The sequence below is a fragment of the Fusobacterium perfoetens genome (assembly GCF_021531475.1).
Taxonomy (GTDB): domain Bacteria; phylum Fusobacteriota; class Fusobacteriia; order Fusobacteriales; family Fusobacteriaceae; genus Fusobacterium_B.
The window spans coordinates 1-24231 of record NZ_JADYTX010000033.1; the positions used below are offsets into that span (position 1 = coordinate 1).

A 24231-nucleotide genomic window follows, 5' to 3' on the forward strand; every position below is an offset into this window, starting at 1 on the left:
TATTTTTTAAATTTGTAATTGTTTCATTTATGTTTTAATTATAATATAGTTTTTTGATTTTGTCAACACTTTTTTTAAAAATTTTTTATTTTTTGTAATTATTTTATTTCTGTATAAAAAAATAGCCAGAAAAAAATCTGACTATTTTAATAATATTATTAATCGTTGTATCCGTTAGGATTGTTACTTTGCCATCTCCAAGAGTCAGCACACATTCTATCTAAATCATATTTAGCTTCCCAACCTAATTCATTTTTAGCTTTTGTTGGATCAGCATAACACATAGCTACATCTCCTGGTCTTCTTTCTACTATTTTATATGGAATTTCATGTCCGCAAGCTTTACCAAAAGCTTTTACCATATCTAAAACGCTATATCCTTTTCCTGTTCCTAAGTTATAAGTAACAAGTCCTGGATTTGTTTCTAATTTTTCTAAAGCTTTTAAATGTCCTAAAGCTAAGTCAACTACGTGAATATAATCTCTTACTCCTGTTCCATCATGAGTAGGATAATCATTTCCATAAACGCTTAACATTTCTAATTTTCCAATAGCAACTTTTGTTATATATGGCATTAAGTTATTAGGAATTCCATTAGGTTCTTCTCCTATTCTTCCACTTTCGTGAGCTCCAACAGGATTAAAATATCTTAAGATTGCTACATTTAATTCTTTATCAGCTTTAGTTATATCTCTTAATATATCCTCTATCATAAGTTTTGTACTTCCATAAGGGTTTGTTGTACTTAATGGGAAATTTTCTAATATTGGACAAGTATGTGGATCTCCATAAACTGTTGCTGATGAACTAAATACTAAATTACGTACTCCATATTTTTTCATTGTATTTAAAACTATTAAAGTGTTTACTAAGTTATTTGTATAATAAGCTAAAGGTTTTGCTACTGATTCTCCAACAGCTTTAAATCCAGCAAAGTGAATAATTGAATCTATTTTATTTTCTTCAAATATTTTTTCAAATTCTTCTTCATCTAAAATATTTACTTTATAGAATTTTGGTCTTTTTCCTGTAATCTCTTCTATTCTGTCTACAACCTTTTCTGAACTGTTACTTAAGTCATCAACTATTACAACTTCTTTTCCAACGTTTAAAAGTTCTACTACTGTATGACTTCCTATATAACCTGCTCCTCCTGTTACTAAAACTGCCATATAATCACCTCATCTTATTTTTGTTTTTCTTTATTTTCCAACATAATTATACCTTATTTATTATTTTTTTCAAATAGTATAAATTTATTTTTTACTCTCTTTTTTAATTTTTTTTAAAAAGTTTTTACTTATCAATACTATTTACAAATTCATAAATGTTTTCTTCTAAAACATATGGATAATTTTTAAACGAAGGAAAACCTACATGCCCACCATATTTTGGAGTGTCAAATTTTATATTTTTATTCTTTTTACACTCTTCATAAGGATAGCACCCTTCCCCCATCATTGGGTCATCTAAAGGTGTCAAAATATATGTTGGAACTTCAATATCCTTGAAATTTTGTACACTACTAACTTTTTTATAATAATCTACTGCTCCATTAAATCCAAAAAATCTTCCTGTATATGCCTCATCAAAATCTTGTATAGTTTTAGCTTTCATTATTTTTTCAATATCTATTATCTCTCTCCATTCAGGGTGAGTTTCATATTTTTTCTCAGATTTCATTTTTAACTTTCTTAAAAATCTTTTGCTGTAAATTATATTTGATTTCAACTTAAATTTTTCATTTGATGAGAAAAAATCACAAGGTGGTGATACTGCAAATCCACAAATTAAATTATCTGGAACTTTTTCTGTACCTAAATATTTTAGCACCATATTTGCTCCAAGACTAAAACCACCTATTGCAACTTTTTTATAATTTTTTCCTTTTTCTTCAACCAAAAGTTTTATATCCATAGTCATTCCACCGTGATAAGCATAGGGTTTTAGATTAACATCTGTACAACCACGATAGTTTATAGCTATAATATCCCAACCTCTCTCTGAAAAATATTTTGCATGAGCTTGAATATATTTACTTCTTGAACTTCCCTCTAGTCCGTGACATAGAATAAGTAATTTGTCACTTCCTTGTTTTATCCAATCTATATCAATAAAATCCTCGTCATATGTAGTTACTCTTTCACGCTCTGTATAATCAACTTTTATTTTTCTAAAAAGTGTTGGAAAACAAGTTGCAATATGTCTATGTTTAAATAACCAATTTGGTTTATACTCTTTCATTATTCTGCACCTACTTTTCTGTTATTCTATATGAAATAGCCTCCAACAAATGCTCTGTTTCTATATTTTTACTCTCTGCTAAATCTGCTATTGTTCTTGCTACTTTTAAAATTCTATCAAAAGCTCTTGCTGAAAGATTTAGATTTTTTATTGCATTTTTCATAATAATTTTTGAGTTTTCATCAAGTTTTGCATATTTTTCCAAATCTGTTCTTGTCATTGAGCTATTAAGTTTACTATTTTTAAATCTTTTCTTTTGAATCTCTCTAGCTTTTATAACCCTTGCTCTTATATCACTAGAGTGTTCTCTTGGAGAGTTTCCTAAAAGCTCCTCTTCATTTAATCTTGTCATCTCAATTTTTAAATCTATTCTATCAAGTATCGGTCCTGATAATTTTCTCATATATTTTGCCACTTCAGTAGGAGTACAACTACAAAGTCCCCCCTCTTCAAAATACATTCCGCACTTACAAGGATTACAAGCTGATATCATTATGAACTCACAAGGAAATTCTACTCTATATCCTGCCCTTGTAATAGAAATTTTTTTCTCCTCCAGTGGTTCTCTTAAATTTTCAAGAATATCTTTTTTAAATTCCACAATCTCATCTAAAAATAATACTCCTCTATTTGCAAGAGAGATCTCTCCAAGAGTTGGATTTCTTCCACCACCGATTATCGCCACTCCACTACTTGTATGATGTGGAGCTCTAAATGGTCTTTTTGTTATAATTGGCTCTTTTTCGCTAAGTTTTCCTGCTATACTGTAAAGTTTTGTAAGTTCTATCTCCTCACTCTCTTCCAAAGGTGGAAGTATTGACATTATTCTTTTTGCAAGCATAGTTTTTCCACAACCGGGAGTACCAACCATTAAAAGATTATGTCCTCCACCAGCACAAATTTCTAAAGCACGTTTTGCTTTTTCTTGTCCTTTTACTTGATAAAAATCTAACTCTTCATCTACAAAAATTTTTTCTTCTGGTTTTTCTATAAATTTTTCTATATTTTCAAACTCACCAGTTGTTAAAAATTTTTCAACATCTTTTAAATTTTTAGCCACAACAACATCAATACCTTTTATAAGGCTTCCCTCTTTTCTGTTGTCGTAAGGAATTACTATTCCTTTATATCCAAGTTCTCTAGCTAAAATCGCTCCATTTACAATCCCTTGAGTTCTTCTTAAATCTCCATTTAAAGATATTTCTCCCATAAAAAGATAATTTTCTAAAATCTCATCTTTATAATTAAAAAGTCTTTGCCCACACATTATTCCAACTGTTATTGGCAAATCAAAATGAGTTCCTATTTTTTTCACATTGGCTGGTGTAAGATTTACTGTTATTCTTCCAATAAACATCTGATAGCCACTGTTTCTCATTCCAGTTTTTATTCTCTCTTTACTTTCTAATATAGCAGTATCCCCAAGACCAACAATATTAAAAATAGGTAAACCTTTTGAAATATCAACCTCTACCTCTACCAAAAACGGCTCTATTCCAAAATAACTTCCACTTTTTACTTTTACAATCATAAAGACTCCCCCCTAGATTATATTTTTTCTGATATAGGATATAAAAGATAAATCTTTCCTATCCCTTCAACCTCTTTTCTATATAATAAAGCTTTCTGTCCATTACGAGCGTGAGTAAATATTCTGCTTTTTTTCGGATCTCTCTCTTTTATTACCTCTTGTAAAATATCCAAAATCTCAATCGGTAAAATTTTATCAAGATGAGTAGGTAAAAAACCTTTGATTGGATATTTTTTTAAATCTTCCAAATATCCACAATACATATCCAAAGTAATTCCATTATCGTAGTATAGCCACAAAGTAGTTGACACAGCATCACCAGAAAATAAAATTCCTGTTTCATAATCTAAAAATGTTATATGTCCAACTGTATGTCCTGGCACTTTTATAACTTCTAATTTTCTACCACCTAGCTCTATAATCTGATGATTTTCCAGAGGAAGAAATTTTTTTGTAGTAGTTTTCATAAAACTTTCTCTATCAAAATCATCTGGGAACATTTTAATTCCCTTTTCTTTAAAAAGTTTATCATAACTTATAAGCATCAAATCTTTTTCTTCTTCATACTTGTAATATGTAGGAATATCTTCAAAATTTATATAAACCTCATCAAAAAGATAATTTCCACCTGCATGATCAAGATGACCATGAGTATTAACAACCATTAAAGGTAAATCAGTTATACTTTCTATAACTTTTCTAACATTTCCAAATCCGTGACCATTGTCAATCACAAGAGCTTTTTCATTTCCCAAAATCACTGTTGTATAAATATCTTTTGGTTCATGTATTCTATAAATATTATTTTCTAATTTTGTAATTTTAAAGTAATCTTTTTCTAGCATTTTTTATCCTCTGTTAAAATATTCTTTCTAATATATTCTACTACAATAAATAGTCAAACTCAAATTTTTCTTAATTAATATATTTATAAATTTTTTAAATAATACTATAAAAGCTATTGCGATTTCAAACACAATAGCTTTTTATTTTTAATTATTAAATATAAATTTATCTATTAGATAAGCCATACCACCATCATTATTTGATTTTGTTATAAAATCAACTTGTTTTTTTATCTCCTCATTGGCATTTTCTACTGCCACAGAAAAACCAGCAGCTTTAAGCATTGGCAAATCATTAAAAGAATCTCCAACAGCTATAACTTCATCTATTGAAATTTTTAAATTTTCAGCCAATTTTTTTATAGCCACACCTTTATCAATTCCTAATTTTGTAACCTCTAAGAAAAATGGTTTTGAAATAGCGATACTATATCTACTACCATACTCCTCTTTTAATTTTTTCTCAACCTCTTTTAAATATGAGGGCTCTGCCAAAAGCATACATTTTACAGCACCACAATTTACATACTCTTTAAAACTTTTTACAACCCTATGTGGCATTTTTGTCAAATCAACTTCAACATCTATGTACTCACTTTCAGTTTCAGAAATAATCTCGTCATTAATATATGTAAGAATATGAGTATTATTTTTTTTAGCAAAATCATACATTAAATGCAGATCCTCTTTTTCAAGAGATGCCTCAAAAATATTTTCATTGGTTTTACAATCTGTTATTATTGAACCATTAAAAGAAAGTATATAGCTCTCATATTTTTCTGCCTCTATTTCTTTCGATAAACTTCTCATTGCAAAAGTAGGTCTTCCTGAACAAAGAACAAATTTTACACCTTTTTCTTGAGCTTTTTTTATAGCCTCCAAATCTTGTGATGATATTTTTTTATCAGATGTCAAAAGAGTATCATCTAAATCTGTAACTATCATTTTATAATCCATTTTTTCCTCCAAAATCTATAATAAATCCTCTATATCTTTTTCTAAATCCTCAGGTTTTGTAGTAGGAGCATATCTTTTTACAATATTTCCCTTTCTATCTATCAAAAATTTTGTAAAATTCCATTTAATCTCATTTCCGAAAAAAGCTCCCTTAGAATTTTCTTTCAGATATTTATATAATGGCTCTGCATCTTGCCCATTAACTTTTATTTTTCCAAAAGTTCTAAATTTTGAACCAAATCTTAATTGGCAAAACTCAACTATCTCCTCACTTGTTCCCGGAGCTTGATTTAAAAATTGATTGCAAGGAAAATCTAAAACTTCAAAACCTTTCTCTTGATATTTTTCGTGTAAAAGTACAAGTCCATTATATTGTGGAGTAAAAGCACAACCAGTGGCTGTATTAACTATTAATAATACTTTTCCTCTGTATTCTTCCATAGAAATTTCATTTTCTTTTGAATCCTTTACCTTAAAATCGTAAATAGTCATATATTCTCCTCTCATTTTTAGATAGTTATATTATACCATAAAGAGTTAAAATCCTCCCATCTCAATCAATAAATTTTTAAACACCTTAAAACCTTTTTCCAAAACCTCTGGATTAAAATCAAATCTTGGACTATGTAATGGATAGATAAAATCTTTCTCCTCATTTCTAGTTCCTAGCAAAAACATCAGACCTCTTTTTTCTTGAAGATAAAATGAAAAATCCTCTGAACCTGTAAGTCTTGTATTATCTATAAAATTTTCTGGTGGAACTACTTTTTTAATTTTTTCATATAACTCACTATCATTTATCACAGGTGGATAAAATGGATTGAATATCATATTTATCCTTATTCCAAAAGCAATTTCAAAACCTTTGTTGATACTCTCCACCCTTTCTCTAAAAAATTCTATCAAATCTGTATTAAAAAATCTTATTGTTCCCAAAATATTTACTTTTTCAGGAATAATATTTCTCACCTCTCCAGCTTTAAAACTTCCTATCGTCAAAACTGCTGGCTCCATTGGGTCTAAATTACGAGAAATTATTGATTGATAAGCCTCCACAAGTTTTGCTCCTATTAAAATAGAGTCTATTCCCTTTTGTGGCTCAGCTCCGTGTGTTCCTTTCCCCAAAATTTCTATGTCAAAATTTATATTTTGAAAAGTTGCGTACCCGTTTATTGTAGCAATTTTTCCCTCAGCTATACTTGGATTTAGATGAAGTGCAAATATTCCTTCAAAATTTTTACTTTTAAAAAAATCTGAGTTGGCTACAAATCTTGCTCCACCTTTTCCCTCTTCTCCAGATTGAAAAATAAGCATCACAGATTTTTTTAATTTTTTTCCATTATTTAATTGTTCCTTTATCCATTTAGCAAAATATAAAAGATTTGTTGTATGCCCATCGTGACCACAAGCGTGCATCATTCCATCTATTTTTGATTTATAATCTTTTTCTCCCTCTTCTTGTAATGGCAATCCGTCAATATCGGCTCTAAAACCAATCCAATTATCTTCTCTTCCCTCAAAAATAGCAATTGTACTTTTTTTTATTTCTATATATTTTATATTTAATTTTTTTAAAAAATTTCTTATAAATTTACTTGTTTGATACTCTTCTAAAGCTATTTCTGGCATTTGGTGTAATTTTTTTCTTGTTTCATAAAAAAAGTTTTCCATAATAATTCTCCCTAAAATTTATTTTATATATTGTATAATAGAAAAAATTTTATGTCAATTTTCATCTTTTCTTTTTAATTAAAAAGTGTTAAAATATAATTCCTTGGCAGGGGAACAAAAAAAGATGAAGCTGAATTTTTCAACCTCATCTTTTTTTATTTATGACTTTCACTTATATTTTATTAGATTATTCCTCTGTCTAACATTTTTTGAATAACGCTTTTAGCTATATTTATTCTTTCTTCTACTGTATCAATTCTTAAAAATTCATCTCTGCTGTGGGCATCTCCACCTACTGGTCCAACTGCGTCAACAACTCCAACTCCTAAAATTCCTAAAAAATTTCCGTCTGATACTCCGCCAGCCGATTCCCAATCATATTCAACTCCTATTTAAAATATTCTGTAACTTGATTAACACCCTCTGGAGTGTAACTTCCACAGTCTATATTTACTAATGTTTCTAACTCCTCTAAAAATTTTTTCATATCCATAATTTATCTCCCCTTTAAATTATCTCTAAATGAAATTGTATCAGTTTATCCTAAAAAAGCAAAATAAAAATGGGGCTGTTGCACTTTTTATTAAAAAGAATATGGATTAAAAATTACGGAAATTATGGAAAAAAATTAGATTTATAAAGTGATATCGAATGCTAAAAATCACAACTGTTTGAGCGTAGCGAGTTTTGTGATTTTAATGAGATAAGCTTTTAATAAATCAATTTTTTGTAATCTGTAGTAATTTTTAATCTTATATTTCTTAAATTTGCAACAGCCCCAATTTATTTAAATTAAAATTCTAATTTTTCTATTCTATCAAATGCTTCTTTTAAAATTTTTATATCCAAAGTACAAGCAATTCTTACAAAACCTTTTACTCCAAAAGAATCTCCGCTTACTACCATTATACCACATTTTTCTATAAGATAATCTCTAAACTCCTCAGCAGTCATTTTAGTTTTTTGAATATTAACAAAAAGATAAATTCCTCCCTCTGGTTTATGGCAGTCTAAAAATTTTATATTTTTAATTCTTTCATAAGAATATTCTACTCTATCTTTAAAAATTGGAACTATTTGAGATTTTAAACGGTCAAAATCCTTTAAAGCATACATAGCACATCTTTGGGAAACTGAGGGAGCACTATAAACTATCGCCTCATTTATATAATTTACACAATCTATAATCTCCTTTTCTCCTATCATATAGCCTATTCTCCAACCAGTCATTGCAAAGTTTTTTGAAAAACTACAAACCGATACTGTTCTTTCTCTCATATCTGGTAAAGTGATTATTGGAGTAAATTTTTTTCCATAAGAGAAAAAATCATAAACATCATCAGCTACCACAAGAATATCATATTTTATGGCAAACTCTCTTATTATATTAAGACTTTTTTCATCATAACAAACTCCTGTTGGATTTGAAGGAGAGTTTACAACGATTGCCTTTGTTTTTGGTGTAACTGCTTTTTCTAAATCCTCCATTACAAGTTGAAATCCATTTTCAAATTTTGTTTCAACTATCACAGGTTTTCCATTAGAAAGATTTATTTGGTCAGCATATACTGGAAAAAATGGGGCGAGTAATATGACTTCGTCATCTGGATTTAATATACTTTTGAATAAAAGGTAAAGTCCGTGACAAGCTCCTGATACTACCATTACATTTTCTGGAGTAAAACCATAATTTTCAAAATTTTTACTGTGATATTTACAAATCTCTTGACGAAATTCTAAATATCCATAAGAATTAGTATAGTGAGTATGACCATTTTTAGCATCAACCATTGTTTTATTTATAAGTTCCTCATCTGTATTAACATCTAAATCTCCTATCCCCAAATTTATAGGAGTGTATGGACAATCTTTTGAAAAACTTTTATTTCCCATTGAATAACTTCTTGTTTTAAATCTATCAGCTATAAAACTTTTCATCTCTCCTCCATATCATTTAAAATTTAAAATTATACCTTTTAATCCACTCATATCAAAATCAAAATCTATCAAATCTGGTCCAGCTAATATCTCTTTTATAATTTCATTTTCTTTTTCAAAAAACTCATCTAATATTACAACATCAGAAAGTTTTTGAGGAAAATTCATATCTGTATAAAATTTTGATAACTCTTTATACTCATCAAATCTTTTTTCCATAAGTAGTTGAACTAAAATTCCAAAAGCTACAACTTCACCGTGTAAATGTTCCTTTTCTATTCTTGGCAAAACTGTCAATCCATAAAATACTGAGTGAGCTATCCCACCATTTAAAAATTCATCAACAAGATTTGAAACCATACCAGTATTTACGATTATGGCTAGGACTACTTTTTTAAACTCTTCATTTATCTCAGGATTTTCATATGCTTTTATTCCATTTTTTATAACTATATCTCTACAAAGTTTGCTAAGTTCTACTCCCATTGAGCTTGGAAAATTAATATCTATATTTTTATTTTTTAGATATTCAGCTTTTAATCTCACTTCATAAAATTTAGCTAAAGTATCCCCCATTCCTGCCCAAATATATTTTTTTGGAGATTTTTTTATTGTTTCCAAGTCTATAAATATTTTTTTAGGTGGTGCATCATATAAACAAAACTCTTTAAAAGTTTTATCATTGTTATAAACTACAGAAAGAGCAGATGTCCCTGCACAAGTAGATGCAATAGTTGGCACAACAAACATCTCTTTTTTTAATTTTGATGCCACTATTTTTGCTGTATCAATAGCTTTTCCACCACCTACTCCTAAAACTAAATCACAATCTTTATCTTTTGCAAAATTTATTATTTCATCAGCGTGTTCATAAGAACATTCCCCTTGATATTTTGTAATAAAATATTTTTTTAATTCCAATACTTTTAATAAATTTTCTTTTACTGCCTCGTAAGATTTTTCTCCAGTTACCACAAGAATATTTTTATACTCTTTAAGTTCAGTTTCTAATTTTCCCCAAATATTTTTATCAACATAATATGATGTAAATGAAAATCCCTCAAACATTTTTACCACCCTTTTATATTATAATCCATATTTTTCTTTTAATTTTGCAACAGTTCCGTCTTTTAACATCTCATCAATAACTTTATCATATTTTTCTTTTAATTCTTTGCTATCTTTATTAAAAGCGATTGCTTTTGGCTCTCCAGATAAACTTCCAACGATAACTAAATCTTGATTATTTTCCACAAATTTTTTAGCCACGCTTTCATCTAAAACCATTCCGTCTATTTTATTTGATTTTAGTGCCACCAAAGCTCCAGTATTTGAAGAGAACGGAACAACATTAGCTCCTTCTATTTTTCTAGCTGACGCCTCTTTTGTAGTACCAAGTTCAACTCCATAACTTTTTCCAGATAAATCATTCATATCTTTTATAGGATTAGATTTATTTGTGATGATAGTGGCATTTGAAACTAAATATGGGATAGAGAATGATACAGCTTTTTCTCTTTCAGGAGTGGCACTCATTCCAGCTATAACCACATCAACTTTTTTAGTTTGAAGTGCTGGGATAAGTCCGTCAAAATTCATATTTGACCATTTATATTCCATTCCTATTCTTTTAGAAATTTCTTCTATAATCTCAGCATCAAGTCCAACTATTTTTCCATCTTCCATATATTCAAAAGGTGGGTACTCTGCATTTGTTCCTACTACATAAACTTTATTTTCTTTTTCCCCACCACAAGCAACAAACATAAATACAACAGCTAACATTAAAAATATTTTTTTCATAAAACTACCTCCTAAAAAATTTAATTAAAATAAAAAACACCATATTCCCTAAAGAAATGGTGTTTTAGCAACTTAAATTATATAAAAATATACGAAAATAAAATGCTTACAGACTTTCTCTATGCACAGGAATATATAAAAAACTATTTAATTTTAAAATATTCCTTAGCCCTCTTAATAGCATTTTGTCCTCCCTATAATTCTCTTTGTTTATTTGAGAGTGATTATATTATATTTTTTATCAAAAGTCAATATTTATTTTAATATTTTTATTTTTCTATTTTATTTTGTGGCTCGTGAAAAAGTTCTGAGAAAGTAGCCAAGTTTTGTAAATCACTTGGTATAATAATTTTTGTAGCTTTTCCATCAGCAACTTTAGCAAATGTTTCCATACCTTTTAATGAAAGTACAGCTTTATCTGCTCCAGCCTCTTTAAGAAGTTTTATTCCCTCTGCTTGAGCTGTTTGAATTTTTAAAATTGCTTCTGCTCTACCTTCAGCCTCTCTTATTTCAGCCTCTTTTTTAGCTTCAGCCCTTAAGATTGCAGCTTCTTTTTCTCCCTCTGCCACAAGGATAGCAGATTTTTTTTGTCCCTCAGCTTTAAGGATAGATTCTCTTCTTTCTCTTTCAGCTTTCATTTGCTTTTCCATTGCCTCTTGTATCTCAGCTGGCGGAATTATATTTTTTAATTCAACTCTGTTTATTTTTATTCCCCAAGGGTCTGTTGCTTCATCTAAAATTGATCTCATCTTAGTATTAATTGTATCTCTTGATGTTAAAGTGTGGTCAAGTTCCATTTCCCCTATAATATTTCTAAGAGTTGTGGCTGTAAGATTTTCTATCGCATTAAGAGGTCTTTCAACTCCATAAGTATAAAGTTTTGGATCTGTAATTTGAAAATAAATAACAGAGTCTATCTGCATAGTAACATTATCTTTTGTAATAACAGGTTGTGGTGGAAAATCCAAAACTTGCTCTTTCAAAGATATTTTTTTCGCTATTCTATCTATAAAAGGCACTAAAACATTTAAACCAACGTCCCAAGTTGTAAGATAAACTCCAAGTCTTTCGATTACATATGCTTGTGATTGTGCAACTATTCTTACGTGAAACGCAACTAAAACTATAGTTATAAAAATAAGTATAAATATAAAAAACATAAATTACCTCCTAGTTGTCTATTTTTTCTAATATAAGTTTGTTACCTTCGATTTTTATCACTGTGGCAATATCTCCAGTTTCTAAATCATCTACTGAGATACACTCCCAATATTTTCCATCAAGGGTAACAGTATATATTTTTACACTACCTCTTGTTTCTTTTTTCTCAATTTTTACCTCTTTACCACTTATTCTGTCCAAACTTTTTGATTTTGGTTTTAAAAATTTCACAGCACTTTTTCTAATAAAAATAAGAGCTAGTCCAGAAGTTCCAACAAAAATATAAAATTGATTTACAAGTTCTAGCTTATGAAAAAACATAGTTACAAAAGCTCCCAGAGCAAACCATATTGATATAAGTCCAAAACTTAATCCCTCTATTATTAAAAATACAATTCCTACTATAAACCAATTTAACATAAAAATTATCTCCTTTTCTATTTTTAAATGGTTGTATATCTATATTAGTAAGACGTTTTAGAATAAAAAAAGTTTAATTTCTAATTTTTTATCTCAGTTTATAAAACTTTGAAAATCCATAACAAACTGCTACTGAACCTTTTTCTTCTAATAAATCTACTCCATCTTTTTTTGCACTACAGATTACATTATAAATAGAACTTACTGAGATATATTTATGATACAAATCATTTAAAATATTTCCCTTATCAATCTCCTCATTAACTATTTTTTTTATTCTGTAATAACTTCCTATCTGACTTTTATTAAAATCATTTACTTCTTTATCTCCAAAATATATAGTTACTTTTTCTGGATATGTTATATCTGGAAAAGCTCTCTCTGCACAAATCTCTGGAATAAAACTGATAAGCTCCTCTACTAAATCATAGTCCCCTATTTTTTCACCAATTTTATCTATAAGTCTATCGTACTCCTCGCCAGTTTCACATTTATCAAAAGTATAAGCTGTATTTAAAATATATTTTCTAAGTTCCTCATCAGAATATGGATAAGGAGTATAAGTTTCTTTATCTTGAACAGCAAAGAAAAATTGTTTCTTAGAACCAAACTTTTCTGTTTTCCATTTTTTAGTTTTTTCCTCTATCATCTCTCCAAGCTCTTTTATTGGCTCATCATTTATTCTACATTCACAGCTTGTATATTCTCCATTTTTTGAGGCAAAAACTTTTATATAGATTATTTTTTGATTTCCCATATATTTTGGAATTTCATCTTTTATGATATTCCAAAACTCATCTTCCTCTTGATTTTTTTCTAGCTCTCCCATTCCTACAACATCACTTTTATAAATTTTCCACTTATGTTTTCCAGAAAATTCACTTGTTATTTCACAAAAATTTTCTCCATTTGATATATATCTTATTCCAGTTAGTAATCCATATATAAAACTTGCCTCAGCATTTTGAAGTGAGTTTCTTCTACTCTTCCCAAAACACGCACAAGTTTCATCAATCTCTCTATCCCAATTATCAGAGAAAAGAAAATAACGAATGATTGCTGTATTTTCCTCTGCTCTTACAACTTTTGGTTTAATTGAAAGAGAATATTCTGGAATAAATAACTGATTATCTCTTATTTCACTTTTTTCATCTATTATTTTTTTCATATTTTCCAATAAAAAATAATTCAAATCTTCCATTGGAATACTTGCAAAATCTCTTGCCATATCCACTCCTTATTTTATTTCAATTATTTCATTTTTATTGCAATTTTTATTACTCTATCTTTTTTATTTTCAAAAATATCATAGGCTTCCATTATATTTTCAAAATCCATTCTATGAGTTATGATAGGTGTTGAGTTTATTTTTTTCTCCTCTATGTATTTCATTATTTTATCACAATAAATTCCGTCAACTCCTCCAAATTTTATTGTAAGATTTTTTCCATAGATATTTGGAAGTGGTAGAATTTGATTTTCTTCATACATAGCTACTAATACAACAGTGGCATTTGGACGAGCTAAGTCTAATGCCATATTAAAAGTATCTTTTCCACCTGCCACTTCTAATACTTTGTCTGCTCCTCTACTATCAGTTAATTTTAAAATTTCTTCTTTTATATTATCCCTTGAAGAGTTTAAAACAATATCTGCATATCCATTTTCTTTTGCAAGATTTAATCTATTATCATCAATATCAATTGCAATTATTTTCTTTGGCTCAAAAAGTTTTGCACACATCATTGTACAAAGTCCTGTTGGACCTGCACCAATTACAACAACTGTATCTTCTTTTGAAATTTCTTCAATTTTGCAAGCCCAATATCCTGTGGATAACAAATCTCCTGTAAAAAGTGCCTCTTCATCTGTTACAGAATCAGGAATTTTTGTCAAACAATTATCTCCAAAAGGAATACGAACATACTCTCCCTGTCCTCCGTCAATTCTGCAACCTAAAGCCCAACCACCATTTTTATCTGTACAATTATTTACATAACCTTTTTTGCAATAAAAACACTCTCCACAAAAAGTTTCACAATTTACTGCTACTCTATCTCCTATTTTAAATTTTTTTACAGCTTTTCCTACTTCTTTTATCTTTCCTACAAATTCGTGACCAAGAACTGTATTTTTCATAGCTCTTGGTACAAAACCTTTTTTTATATGAATATCACTAGAACAGATTGTTGTAAGAGTAACTTCCAATAAAACATCTGTTTCTTCCAATATTTTTGGCTCAGCTCTCTCCTCAAAAACTAAATTGTCTACATCTTTAAATACTACTGCTTTCATATGTCTCCCCTTTTCTTTCATTTTTAAAAATAGGATTTTTTATAATTTTTATTATAAGTGGAATAACCATTACAACCCAAACTATTGGCTCTGATATAATTATCCCAAAATATTCTAAACTTGGCACTAAAAATATAACTACTGAGATTTTTCCAATAAGTTCCAATCCACTGGAAAAAATTGGTGTAAAATGATCTCCTATCCCTTGCATAGCATTTCTAAGAATTGAAATAGTGGCTGGAACAAAATAAAATATTGTATTTATTCTTAGATATTTTTGTGAAGTTAAAATTATCTCTCTGTTAGTTGTACCAGTTACCATATAAATTAAAAAAGGTGCTATTGTATAACTTAAAATTATTACTATTACACTCCAACCCCAAGTTATAAAAAGTGCTTCCCATATCCCTTTTTTTATTCTTTCTGGCTCATTTGCTCCTTTATTTTGTCCACAATAAGTAGCCATTGTTATTCCGAAAACTGAGAATGGCAACATAAAAAATTCTGTTAATTTTCTACTAGCTGTATGTGCCACTATTATATTTGTTCCAAATGTATTTATAGCTGTTTGAAGTGCCAAAGTTCCAAAAAATACTAATGACATCATCATTGCCATTGAAAATCCAGAATAAAAAAGTCTTTTCAAAAGTTCCAATTTTATAAAAAAATCTTTTTTCTCAACTCTAAATATTGGATATTTTTTCCACATATAGATTATACAAAGTAAAACTGAAAATCCTTGAGAAATTACTGTTGCAAGTCCAGCTCCACTTACACCTAAACCAAGTTTTAAAATAAAAAATAAATCCAAAAATATATTAAGACCACAAGCAATTATTAAAAACATAAGAGGTGCAAAAGTATCTCCAATGGCTCTTAAAATTCCTGCAAAGGCATTATAAAACATTGTGGCTGTAATCCCTAAAAGTATAACTTTTATATAAAGAGTTGATTCATTATACAACTCTTCTGATACATTTAAAATTTTTAAAATCTCATCTAAAAAACTAATACTTATTATTGAAATAATAACTGAGATAACAAGTCCTAAAAAAAGCGAAGCTGCTACCGTTTTTTTTATTTTCTTCTCATTTTTTTCTCCAAATTGTTGAGCCACCACAATGGAAAATCCATTTGTCATTCCTGATAAAAATCCTATTAAAAGTGTACTTATAGAAGTAGTAGCTCCAACTGATGCCAATGAACTTTCCCCTAAGGTACTTCCTACAATTCTTGTGTCTGCTAAGCTATAAAAAAGTTGAAAAATATTTCCCAAACAAACTGGTAAAGCAAATTTTATCATTTGTTTTATGGAATTTCCTGTTGTTAAATCTATCATATTCTCCCCTTAAAAAATTTTGTATATAATTTAATTATCATATTATATATCAAAACTCTTTAATTGAAAATATTTTTTATATTTTTTTATTCTAGGTAGCACACAACAATTTCAATATCTAAGTCCTTAAATATATCTTTTATCATAGGCTCAACTCTATCCCAAGAAAGTCTATCTATTCCACAAGCTATTTTAGGCATAACCAATTTTTTTATATTTTTATTTTTTCTAATTTTTTCTCTCATCTCCATTAAAGATTTTTCTAAATCTTCATAGGTTGGTATCTCCCAATAATTTTTCTTTGTAATAAGATTAAAAACATTGGAAATCTCTATACATCTTTCCTCCAATGTCTTAGGATTTTCTTTAGCAAGTTTTAACAAAATTTCTCTCATATTATATCTTTTATCAAATTCAACAGCTATTCCAGCTCCAAGTGCATAATCTCTACTTATACAATGAGCGTAATAACAATTTTTTTCGTTAAACACATCACCTTTTATAAATTTATAATCCATAATTCTCCTTTTTTAAAAATAAACTTTATATTATATACTTCAACAATAAATATTTTTTTCCTTTTTTTCAAGAAATTTTTTTATAAAAAATCCACCCTACAATCTTAGAGTGGAAGTTTTTTATATATATATTTTTCTAAAAACTATCAAATCATAAATATCTTTTGGTGAATATGGACTTGGTAGTTTTCTTAAAACCTTTGTCCAAAGTCTTAATATTTCAGTTTCAGGCATATTTCTTACACTTTCCAAAACCTTATCTTTATAAAGAATATTTTCTTGGCACTTTATTATTCCTCTTTGTAAATTTAGTTGAAATTTCTCAACATTATTATAAGGACATCTTCTTAAAGAAAAATACTCTGCTAAAAAATCATTTGTAAAACTTTTCTCAAAATAAATTATTTTTCTTATAACACTTGCCATATATTCCTCAGATAATTTTTGACTAAAGACACCATTTTTATCTATAAGTGGTATAAATACATCTTCAAAATGAAACTCTTGGAAAGATTTATTGAAAAGTTTTAAATTTCTAAAAAATCTTCCAAGTTTAGATACATCTTTTTTCAAAAAATTCAAGTCTACTTGATAAGTTGTACCTATATGTGGGAAAAGACAACTTACAAAATCCTTTGAATGACAAAAGTTAATAACTCTTCCTTCAAAAACTTTATTTTCATTGATTGTATCTATAAACAGTTTTGCATCTTTTATCTTTTCTGAAAGATCTTCTCTTAAAAATAGTTTCTCCATTATTCTTTCTTTAATAAGAAGTTGACGTCTTCTAGCAATAGGTATTTTTTTAAGAATTTTTTCAAGATTTGTTTGTTTAATAAGTTCTTGAAAAAATTCCTGAGTAAGTTCAAAATTTAATTTAAAATCTCCATCAAATAAAACTGTTTTATTATCTTTTATGATTTTTTGTCTTTTAAGCTCTTTCATTATAAATTCAATATAATCATCTTTGAACTCATCAAAAATATTTTTTTCTTTCTCATTTAGTTCACAAGGAAGTAAAAGTTTTTGATACTCTATAAAATCTTCTACTCCAACTATTCCATCTCTTCTTATTCCAACAGAGTTCCAAGTACAAACCCAAGGACAGAATTTATATTTTTTATAAACCATTATAGCTACAAACTGAGCTATACCTCCTCCAAGAGAGTGACCTGTAATACTTATTTTTTCATGAGGGATCCCATCTTTTATAAGATTTTCATAAACTTCTAATCCTTCCCAAAATTGAAGAGGTTTTTTACCAAGACCTATAATCAAATCTGCCTCGATAAAATCTTTGTATGCCTCTTCAAAAGGATAAGTCTGACTTCCTCTATATGAAATAATATATTTATCTTTCTTTTGGAAAACCACAGCAAAAAATCCTGATTTAGATTTTTTGTTTCCCGTTCTATCATCAATAGAATAAATTTTCCATTCGTTGACCTCTTTATCAAAAAATCTTTCGCCCTTTCCTATTAAATCATTTTTTAATATGCTTGAACTTGATGAAAGTGAAAGATAATCAATATCCTCTATCAAGTCCTTTATATACTTTCCTTCTGAATAATCTGGAAAATTATAATATGAAAGTATACTGAAAAAAAGATATTCTCTTGATGTTTCCAATAATATCACCTACTTTTATATATCTCTAGTATAACCATATTCCTTTAAAATCTCTTCTTCTTTTGCTCTCATTACTTTTTTCTCTTCCTCTTCCATATGATCGTAACCCATCAAATGTAAAAGTCCATGAGTTAATACATAATAGAACTCTCTTTTAAAAGAGTGTCCATAATCTTTTCTTTGTTCTTCTACTCTTTCTAGAGATATTATTATATCTCCAAGACTGTCATATAATCCATTATCAGCCTCGTCATTATCATGATATGCAAAAGATATTACATCAGTTGGCATATCTTTTCCTCTAAAATCTCTATTTACTCTTTGAATTTCTTCATTACCTGTTAAAAGAACTGAAACATAAACTTCTCTGTCACTTTCATATTCTTTTGTCAATACATCTATTATATATTTTTCAATATCTTCATAGACTATCTCATTTTCAAAACCTTCAATGTCCATTCCTAAATCTAAATTAATTTTCATCTGTTTTATTTTCCTCACTTTCTTTTTCTTGTCCAGGATATTTTATTCTTACGTGGTGGATACCAATTATTGTTTTTGTAAAGACTTTTATAATTGTTTCTATATCTTTAAAAGTCAGATCAGCATCTTTTAATTGTCCGTCTTCAAGTTTATTAAAGATAATTTTTCTAATCATTTCTTCAATATTATTATAAGTTTTATGTTCGATACTTCTTACTGCTGCCTCTATTGAGTCTGCTAACATAATTATCGCAGATTCTTTTGTTTTTGGTTTTGGTCCACTGTATCTAAAATCATCTTCTCTTACATTTTCATCTAAACTTTTAGCTTTATTATAGAAATATGCCAAGAATGTTGTTCCGTGATGTTCAAGCATTATATCTCTTATCTCTCTTGGAACTTTATATTTTTTTGCCATTTCAAAACCATCTTTTGTATGAGCAAGAATTACTAAAGCACTTAAAAATGGAGATATTTTGTCATGAGGATTTTCTCCCCCCTCTTGATTTTCTACATAAAATTTTGGTCTTTTCATTTTTCCAATGTCGTGATAATAACTTGCAACCCTTGTAAATATTGGATCAGCTCCAATTGCCTCAGCTGCTGCCTCAGATACAGCTGCTACCATCATTGAATGATAAAAAGTTCCTGGAGTTTTTACTGACAAATCTCTTAAAAGTGGATTTGATAGATCTCCAAGTTCCAAAAGTTTAAATGATGATAAAATATTAAAACTTCTCTCTAAGTAAGGGACTATCGCAAGAGTTAAAACTCCTGAAAATATTCCTGCAAGAATTATTTTTGTAGAGTCTAAAAGCACTGTTTCAGATACTCCAAAAGTTAAAAATGTTATTGAAAAATAAATTATTAATTTTACAATAGCAAGTTGAATACCTAAATTTATAAATTGTACTCTTGTTTTTACACTTCCCAAAAATCTTGTTGCAAAAAGTATTGTAAGAAGTGTTATTACAAAATATACCATATCATAATTTATCATTGGGGTAATATATATAAGAGCTATTATTCCAAAGTAAAAAGCATAGGCTGAGTTTACCAAGATTTGAAGTAGGAAAAATCCTGTTTCAAATGGTATTAGATATAAATAATCTTTTCCAAAAAATCTAAATATAAAGAATAAAAGTGCAAACACTAAGAATGTTGCTCCGTAGATATTTTTATTAGATAACTCTTTTTTAAATTTTGTAGTAACTATATTATAAGCTATAACTGAAACTGTTATTAGATAAATTCCTGTTACAGAAAATCTTAAAACAGTTTCTGCAAAAGAATAAATACCAAGTGCATTTAATACTTGAATTTTTTCTTTATTTAAAAGTTCACCTTTTTTTAGAACCAACTCTCCAGCTTTTACTGTTGTATATTGGTCTTCTATTCCATCAACTCTCTTTTTTATCTCAAATTTAGTTCTCTCTCTGTCATAAACATAGTTTGGGAAAGTAAAGATATCCAAAACTTTAAATTCTATATTTGAAAGCTCTTTATCTTTAAAATCTTTATCAGCCATTGTTGTGATAAAAGTTTCTCCCTCTCTTATTCCGTGAGAATAAACCTTATCCAATATATCCATCAAATCTTTTCTTTGAGAATTTATCTCTCTTTTTGACAGATCTAAAACTCCATCTACTATCTCTGGAGCAATTTTTAATTTATAATTTTCTTCAAAGAAATCATAATCAAAGTTTTTTATTTTTTTCTCTTTGATTTGTAGTATTTCGTCATAGAATTCATTAAGACCTCTTGAATATTTTTTCCCTATCTCAGGTAGATAGATATATTTTTTTTCAGATTCCTCAACTATATCTTTTATTATGGCTTCTCTTTTTAGTACATCTTTATATTTTACATCTCTTGGAGCGTAAATATTTTCTTTTATTATATCCTTATCGATATATTTATTTCTTTGAAAAATATTTCCAAGTTGGCTACTTAAAGATATTATCATTAGAAATACTAAAAAATATACCATTCTATCTTTTAATTGATAGGTATCAGAATACACTTGAACATCGTCTCTATTCTCCCGTTCTACTCTGAATAAAAAACGAAATCCTAAAAAATTAAACTTTTTCATCTCTTCCTCCATCACCTCTAAGGATATCTTCAACATCTATCCTAGAGATATTCTTTGTTGGGATACTTTCTAAAAAATATTTCCCATAAGACTTTGTTATCACTCTGTTGTCCAATATAGTTATTATTCCCTTATCCTCTTTACTTCTTATAAGTCTTCCTATTCCTTGTTTAAATTTTATAACAGACTCAGGGATTTGGTATTCTAAGAATGAATTTTTTCCCTCTTGTTCAAAAGTTTCTATTATAGCTTCTGTTACTGGATCACTTGGAACTTTAAAAGGTAGTTTTACAATTATTACTGAACTAAGTTGTTCACCTTTTACATCTACTCCCTCCCAAAAAGAATCTGTTCCAAATAGAACAGGAGCTTTACTTCTTTTAAATATATCTACCATCTTTGTTCTTGGATACATTCCTTGAATAAATAAACTTATTCCACTTTCTTCAAGCTCATCTTTCATAGAATAATATACATAGTTAAGCATTTTGTAAGAAGTGAACAAAACAAATGTTCTTCCTTGAGTTTTTTCTACAAAGATTTTTATTATCTCTTGAATATAATCCATAAACTCTGGTGAATTGGGATTTGGCAATCCTTTTGGAATATATACTTTCATCTGTCTATCGTAATCAAATGGTGACTTTATTATTTTATCATAAGTTTCCTCTAAAAGTCCTATTGATTTTTTGAAATAATCAAAATTATTTCCAACAGAAAGTGTTGCTGATGTAAATATTATTTGTTTTAAATTATCATAAAGATTTTCTGAAAGCTCTCCGTCTACTTTTAAAGGAGTGGCTACAAGTTTAGCATTATTTTTTCTTTCGTTAACCTCTATCCAATAGATAAAATCCTCATCTTCAAATCTATTGATAAATTGGAAATTTTCATAAAATGATTCCACTCTTTCTAAATATTTCAAAAATTCATTTATTTTACCATTTATATCATCTATCTCTGATATTAAATCTCTTATTTTTTTCACAATTCTAAGATATTCACTAAACTCTAAGATAAAGTTTTCTCTAAAGTCCTCTACCATTTTGAAATAATTTTCAGTTGCCACATCATCTTTTTTTATTCTAATTGAAATATTTCCATTTTGTCCTTTAGAAAATACCTCAATAAGTCTTTCAAAATATTTTATTCCGTGATTGTATAAATCTATATGGCTTTTTATAAATTCTTTGTCTATTATTTCCAAAGCCTCTTGACTTTCACTAATATCACTATTTTTAATTATTGAAATAATTTCTTTTAACTGTCCAACAATTTTTATATTGTCATTTTCTATTTCAAAAAGCTTTATATCTTGTTTTAAATTCTCATCTTTAATCTTAGCCACATTTAATATTTTATTCATAGATTTTGAAAAAGAGTATCTTGAAATCTCATATGAAAAATAATCTCTTGCCACTTTTTCAACATTGTGTGCCTCATCAAAAACAGCCATTGAATATTCTGGTAAAATAGAATAATCATTATTAAAACCTATCTGTTTTTTTATTGCAAGATCTGAGAAAAATATATGATGGTTAGCTATCAAAATATCTGCTCTTTTTTTCTCATCACGAGCTTTAAAGAAAAAACACTCCTCTCTATGAGGACAACCAGAAAAACAAAGATCACTTTCACTTTGAAACATCTCCCAAACTGTATAATCTGGCTCTATATTAAGTTCTGATTTATCTCCTGTTGTAGTTGCTCTTCCCCACTCCAAAATAGTTCTCAAATGATTTTGTTGTTCTTCTGATAATTCTAGTATCTCTTTATTTTTTCCACTTTTTATATTATAAAATTTCCTATTACAAAGATAATTTCCTCTACCTTTTACCAAAGCATATCTAAATTTTTTTTCCATAATTTTTTGCAACATTGGAATATCTTTATTAAGAAGTTGCTCTTGCAAATTTATTGTATTGGTGCTTATTATGACTCTTTTTTCGTTAGTAACAGCCCATTCAATAGCTGGAATAAGATAAGCCAAAGTTTTTCCTGTACCTGTTCCTGCCTCTACAACTATTTTCTTTTCATTATTTATTCCCTCTTCAATATGCCTTGCCATTGAAAGTTGTTCTTCACGAAATTCAAATTCTTTAAAGTTTTGAGATATTATTCCATTTTCCTCAAAATATGGAGTGACCTCTATTTTTTTATTTTTTTCACTATAAGGCTCTATCACCACATAAATATTTGTTACACTATTATTTACAATATAAAATCCACCATTCATTTTATTAGCAAAAACTGTTGCTACTTCAATATCTGCATCTGAGGGATAAATATATCCTGATGGGTGGTTGTGGATTATCACTTCTTCTCTTTTCATTCTTCCAAGAATTGCTGGAACACTATATTTATTTCCACGAGCTACTATCTGAATATTTTCTACAATTCCATCTTCATTAAGACTTCCTCTAAAAAATACCTCGTTACCACCAGCTTCTTCAATCTCTTTTTTTATTTCCTGTTGAATTTCAAAGGTTAATCTTAAATTTATATCCATACTGTTCCTTTCTTTTTTCTACAATCTCCCTATTATATATGATACTCTTTTTTTGAAAAAATAGGAACTTTTTTTTTATTTTTCCTTTGCTTTTTTGAAGTTTTGTGATATAATAATTGAGGTCCATTGTTTTTAATATGTGTGTGTCTCTTTTTAGATCTTACCTGTTAAATTAAAAATAATGTAACTACAAATATTTTATTTTTTTTATAATTTAGGAGGTTTTTTACAAATGGCAAACAATAAATCAGCTAAAAAGAGAGTATTATTAAACGAAAGAAACAGAGTTAGAAATCAAGCAGTTAAAACTAGAGTTAAAAATGTAGCTAAAAAAGTTTTAGCAGCTATCGAAGCTGGAGATAAAGCAGTAGCTTTAGAAGCTTTATCAGTAGCTTACAAAGAATTCGACAAAGCAGTTACTAAAGGTGTTGCTAAGAAAAACACTATTTCTAGAAAAAAATCTAGATTAGCAGCTAAAGTAAACGCTCTATAATTTGATTTTCAAACTTGAGAAAGAATCCAGAAAACTTGTTTTCTGGATTTATTTCTTTTTTTGGGAATTTTTTCTATAATAAAAAAATAGAAAATATTAAATTACAATATTCTCTATTTTATATTTTCCTCTTTATCTATTCTATAAAAATAATTTTTTAAAAATATATTTCAATTCTAATTTTATTTTTTTATTTATAATTTATCTAACTAAAATCTACAAAAAAAAGAAGAGGATTGCTCCTCTCCTTCTATCTTAATAGTTTTTACTATTTGATTATTTCTGATACAACTCCAGATG

21 protein-coding genes are annotated in these 24231 nt (G+C 28.0%); 1 reads left to right on the forward strand and 20 read right to left on the reverse strand.

What is annotated here, in order from left to right; translation table 11 throughout:
* Positions 1 to 158: 158 nt before the first annotated feature.
* The 20 genes from galE to I6E15_RS07915 form a co-directional block, all read right to left on the reverse strand.
* A complete protein-coding gene (galE, locus tag I6E15_RS07820) occupies positions 159 to 1172 on the reverse strand; it encodes a UDP-glucose 4-epimerase GalE (protein ID WP_235247279.1) in 1014 nt (337 codons plus the stop codon).
* A gap of 124 nt (positions 1173 to 1296) precedes the next feature.
* Complete coding sequence (locus I6E15_RS07825) at positions 1297 to 2244, reverse strand: YheT family hydrolase (protein ID WP_235247280.1); 948 nt, start codon at positions 2242 to 2244, stop codon at positions 1297 to 1299.
* Positions 2245 to 2254: 10 nt separating this feature from the next.
* The gene (locus I6E15_RS07830; protein WP_235247281.1) at positions 2255 to 3775 is read right to left on the reverse strand and encodes a YifB family Mg chelatase-like AAA ATPase; all 1521 of its coding nucleotides are present in this window, start codon (positions 3773 to 3775) and stop codon (positions 2255 to 2257) included.
* A 17-nt stretch (positions 3776 to 3792) separates the two neighbouring features.
* Entirely contained in the window at positions 3793 to 4620 is an 828-nt protein-coding gene (locus I6E15_RS07835) for an MBL fold metallo-hydrolase (RefSeq protein ID WP_235247282.1), read from the reverse strand.
* Positions 4621 to 4767: 147 nt separating this feature from the next.
* Entirely contained in the window at positions 4768 to 5577 is an 810-nt protein-coding gene (locus tag I6E15_RS07840) for a Cof-type HAD-IIB family hydrolase (RefSeq protein ID WP_235247283.1), read from the reverse strand.
* A 15-nt stretch (positions 5578 to 5592) separates the two neighbouring features.
* Entirely contained in the window at positions 5593 to 6069 is a 477-nt protein-coding gene (locus I6E15_RS07845) for a glutathione peroxidase (RefSeq protein WP_235247284.1), read from the reverse strand.
* 45 nt (positions 6070 to 6114) lie between these two features.
* Positions 6115 to 7248 carry a M20 metallopeptidase family protein gene (locus I6E15_RS07850; RefSeq protein ID WP_235247285.1) on the reverse strand — a complete coding sequence of 378 codons (1134 nt, stop codon included), beginning with the start codon at positions 7246 to 7248 and terminating at the stop codon, positions 6115 to 6117.
* A gap of 792 nt (positions 7249 to 8040) precedes the next feature.
* Positions 8041 to 9186, reverse strand: coding sequence for an aminotransferase class I/II-fold pyridoxal phosphate-dependent enzyme (locus tag I6E15_RS07855; RefSeq protein WP_235247286.1), 1146 nt, complete (start codon positions 9184 to 9186; stop codon positions 8041 to 8043).
* 12 nt (positions 9187 to 9198) lie between these two features.
* Positions 9199 to 10254, reverse strand: a complete 1056-nt coding sequence (locus tag I6E15_RS07860) for an iron-containing alcohol dehydrogenase (protein ID WP_235247287.1) — start codon at positions 10252 to 10254, stop codon at positions 9199 to 9201.
* Positions 10255 to 10272: 18 nt separating this feature from the next.
* Positions 10273 to 10989, reverse strand: a complete 717-nt coding sequence (locus tag I6E15_RS07865) for a transporter substrate-binding domain-containing protein (RefSeq protein ID WP_235247288.1) — start codon at positions 10987 to 10989, stop codon at positions 10273 to 10275.
* A 269-nt stretch (positions 10990 to 11258) separates the two neighbouring features.
* The gene (locus tag I6E15_RS07870; protein WP_235247289.1) at positions 11259 to 12149 is read right to left on the reverse strand and encodes an SPFH domain-containing protein; all 891 of its coding nucleotides are present in this window, start codon (positions 12147 to 12149) and stop codon (positions 11259 to 11261) included.
* Between the two features lie 10 nt (positions 12150 to 12159).
* Positions 12160 to 12570, reverse strand: coding sequence for an NfeD family protein (locus I6E15_RS07875; RefSeq protein WP_235247290.1), 411 nt, complete (start codon positions 12568 to 12570; stop codon positions 12160 to 12162).
* Between the two features lie 88 nt (positions 12571 to 12658).
* On the reverse strand, positions 12659 to 13798 hold the full coding sequence (locus tag I6E15_RS07880; RefSeq protein ID WP_235247291.1) for a DUF6348 family protein: 1140 nt from the start codon (positions 13796 to 13798) through the stop codon (positions 12659 to 12661).
* Positions 13799 to 13821: 23 nt separating this feature from the next.
* On the reverse strand, positions 13822 to 14865 hold the full coding sequence (locus I6E15_RS07885) for an alcohol dehydrogenase (RefSeq protein WP_235247292.1): 1044 nt from the start codon (positions 14863 to 14865) through the stop codon (positions 13822 to 13824).
* Positions 14846 to 16204: an MATE family efflux transporter gene (locus I6E15_RS07890; protein WP_235247293.1), complete on the reverse strand. Its 1359-nt coding sequence runs from the start codon at positions 16202 to 16204 to the stop codon at positions 14846 to 14848. Before I6E15_RS07890 ends, I6E15_RS07885 begins: the two co-directional genes overlap by 20 nt.
* Positions 16205 to 16290: 86 nt before the next feature.
* Complete coding sequence (locus tag I6E15_RS07895) at positions 16291 to 16722, reverse strand: hypothetical protein (protein ID WP_235247294.1); 432 nt, start codon at positions 16720 to 16722, stop codon at positions 16291 to 16293.
* Between the two features lie 120 nt (positions 16723 to 16842).
* Complete coding sequence (locus tag I6E15_RS07900) at positions 16843 to 18351, reverse strand: lipase family protein (protein WP_235247295.1); 1509 nt, start codon at positions 18349 to 18351, stop codon at positions 16843 to 16845.
* Positions 18352 to 18366: 15 nt separating this feature from the next.
* Positions 18367 to 18834 carry an rRNA maturation RNase YbeY gene (gene ybeY / locus I6E15_RS07905; RefSeq protein ID WP_177161871.1) on the reverse strand — a complete coding sequence of 156 codons (468 nt, stop codon included), beginning with the start codon at positions 18832 to 18834 and terminating at the stop codon, positions 18367 to 18369.
* Positions 18824 to 20929 (reverse strand): HD family phosphohydrolase, encoded by a 2106-nt coding sequence (locus I6E15_RS07910; protein ID WP_235247296.1) that lies wholly within the window; start codon positions 20927 to 20929, stop codon positions 18824 to 18826. Before I6E15_RS07910 ends, ybeY begins: the two co-directional genes overlap by 11 nt.
* Complete coding sequence (locus I6E15_RS07915) at positions 20916 to 23438, reverse strand: helicase C-terminal domain-containing protein (RefSeq protein ID WP_235247297.1); 2523 nt, start codon at positions 23436 to 23438, stop codon at positions 20916 to 20918. Before I6E15_RS07915 ends, I6E15_RS07910 begins: the two co-directional genes overlap by 14 nt.
* Before the next feature lie 232 nt (positions 23439 to 23670).
* Here I6E15_RS07915 and rpsT point away from each other — a divergent pair, with 232 nt between their 5' ends.
* A complete protein-coding gene (rpsT, locus tag I6E15_RS07920; RefSeq protein ID WP_177161868.1) occupies positions 23671 to 23931 on the forward strand; it encodes a 30S ribosomal protein S20 in 261 nt (86 codons plus the stop codon).
* The last annotated feature ends 300 nt before the right edge of the window (positions 23932 to 24231 follow it).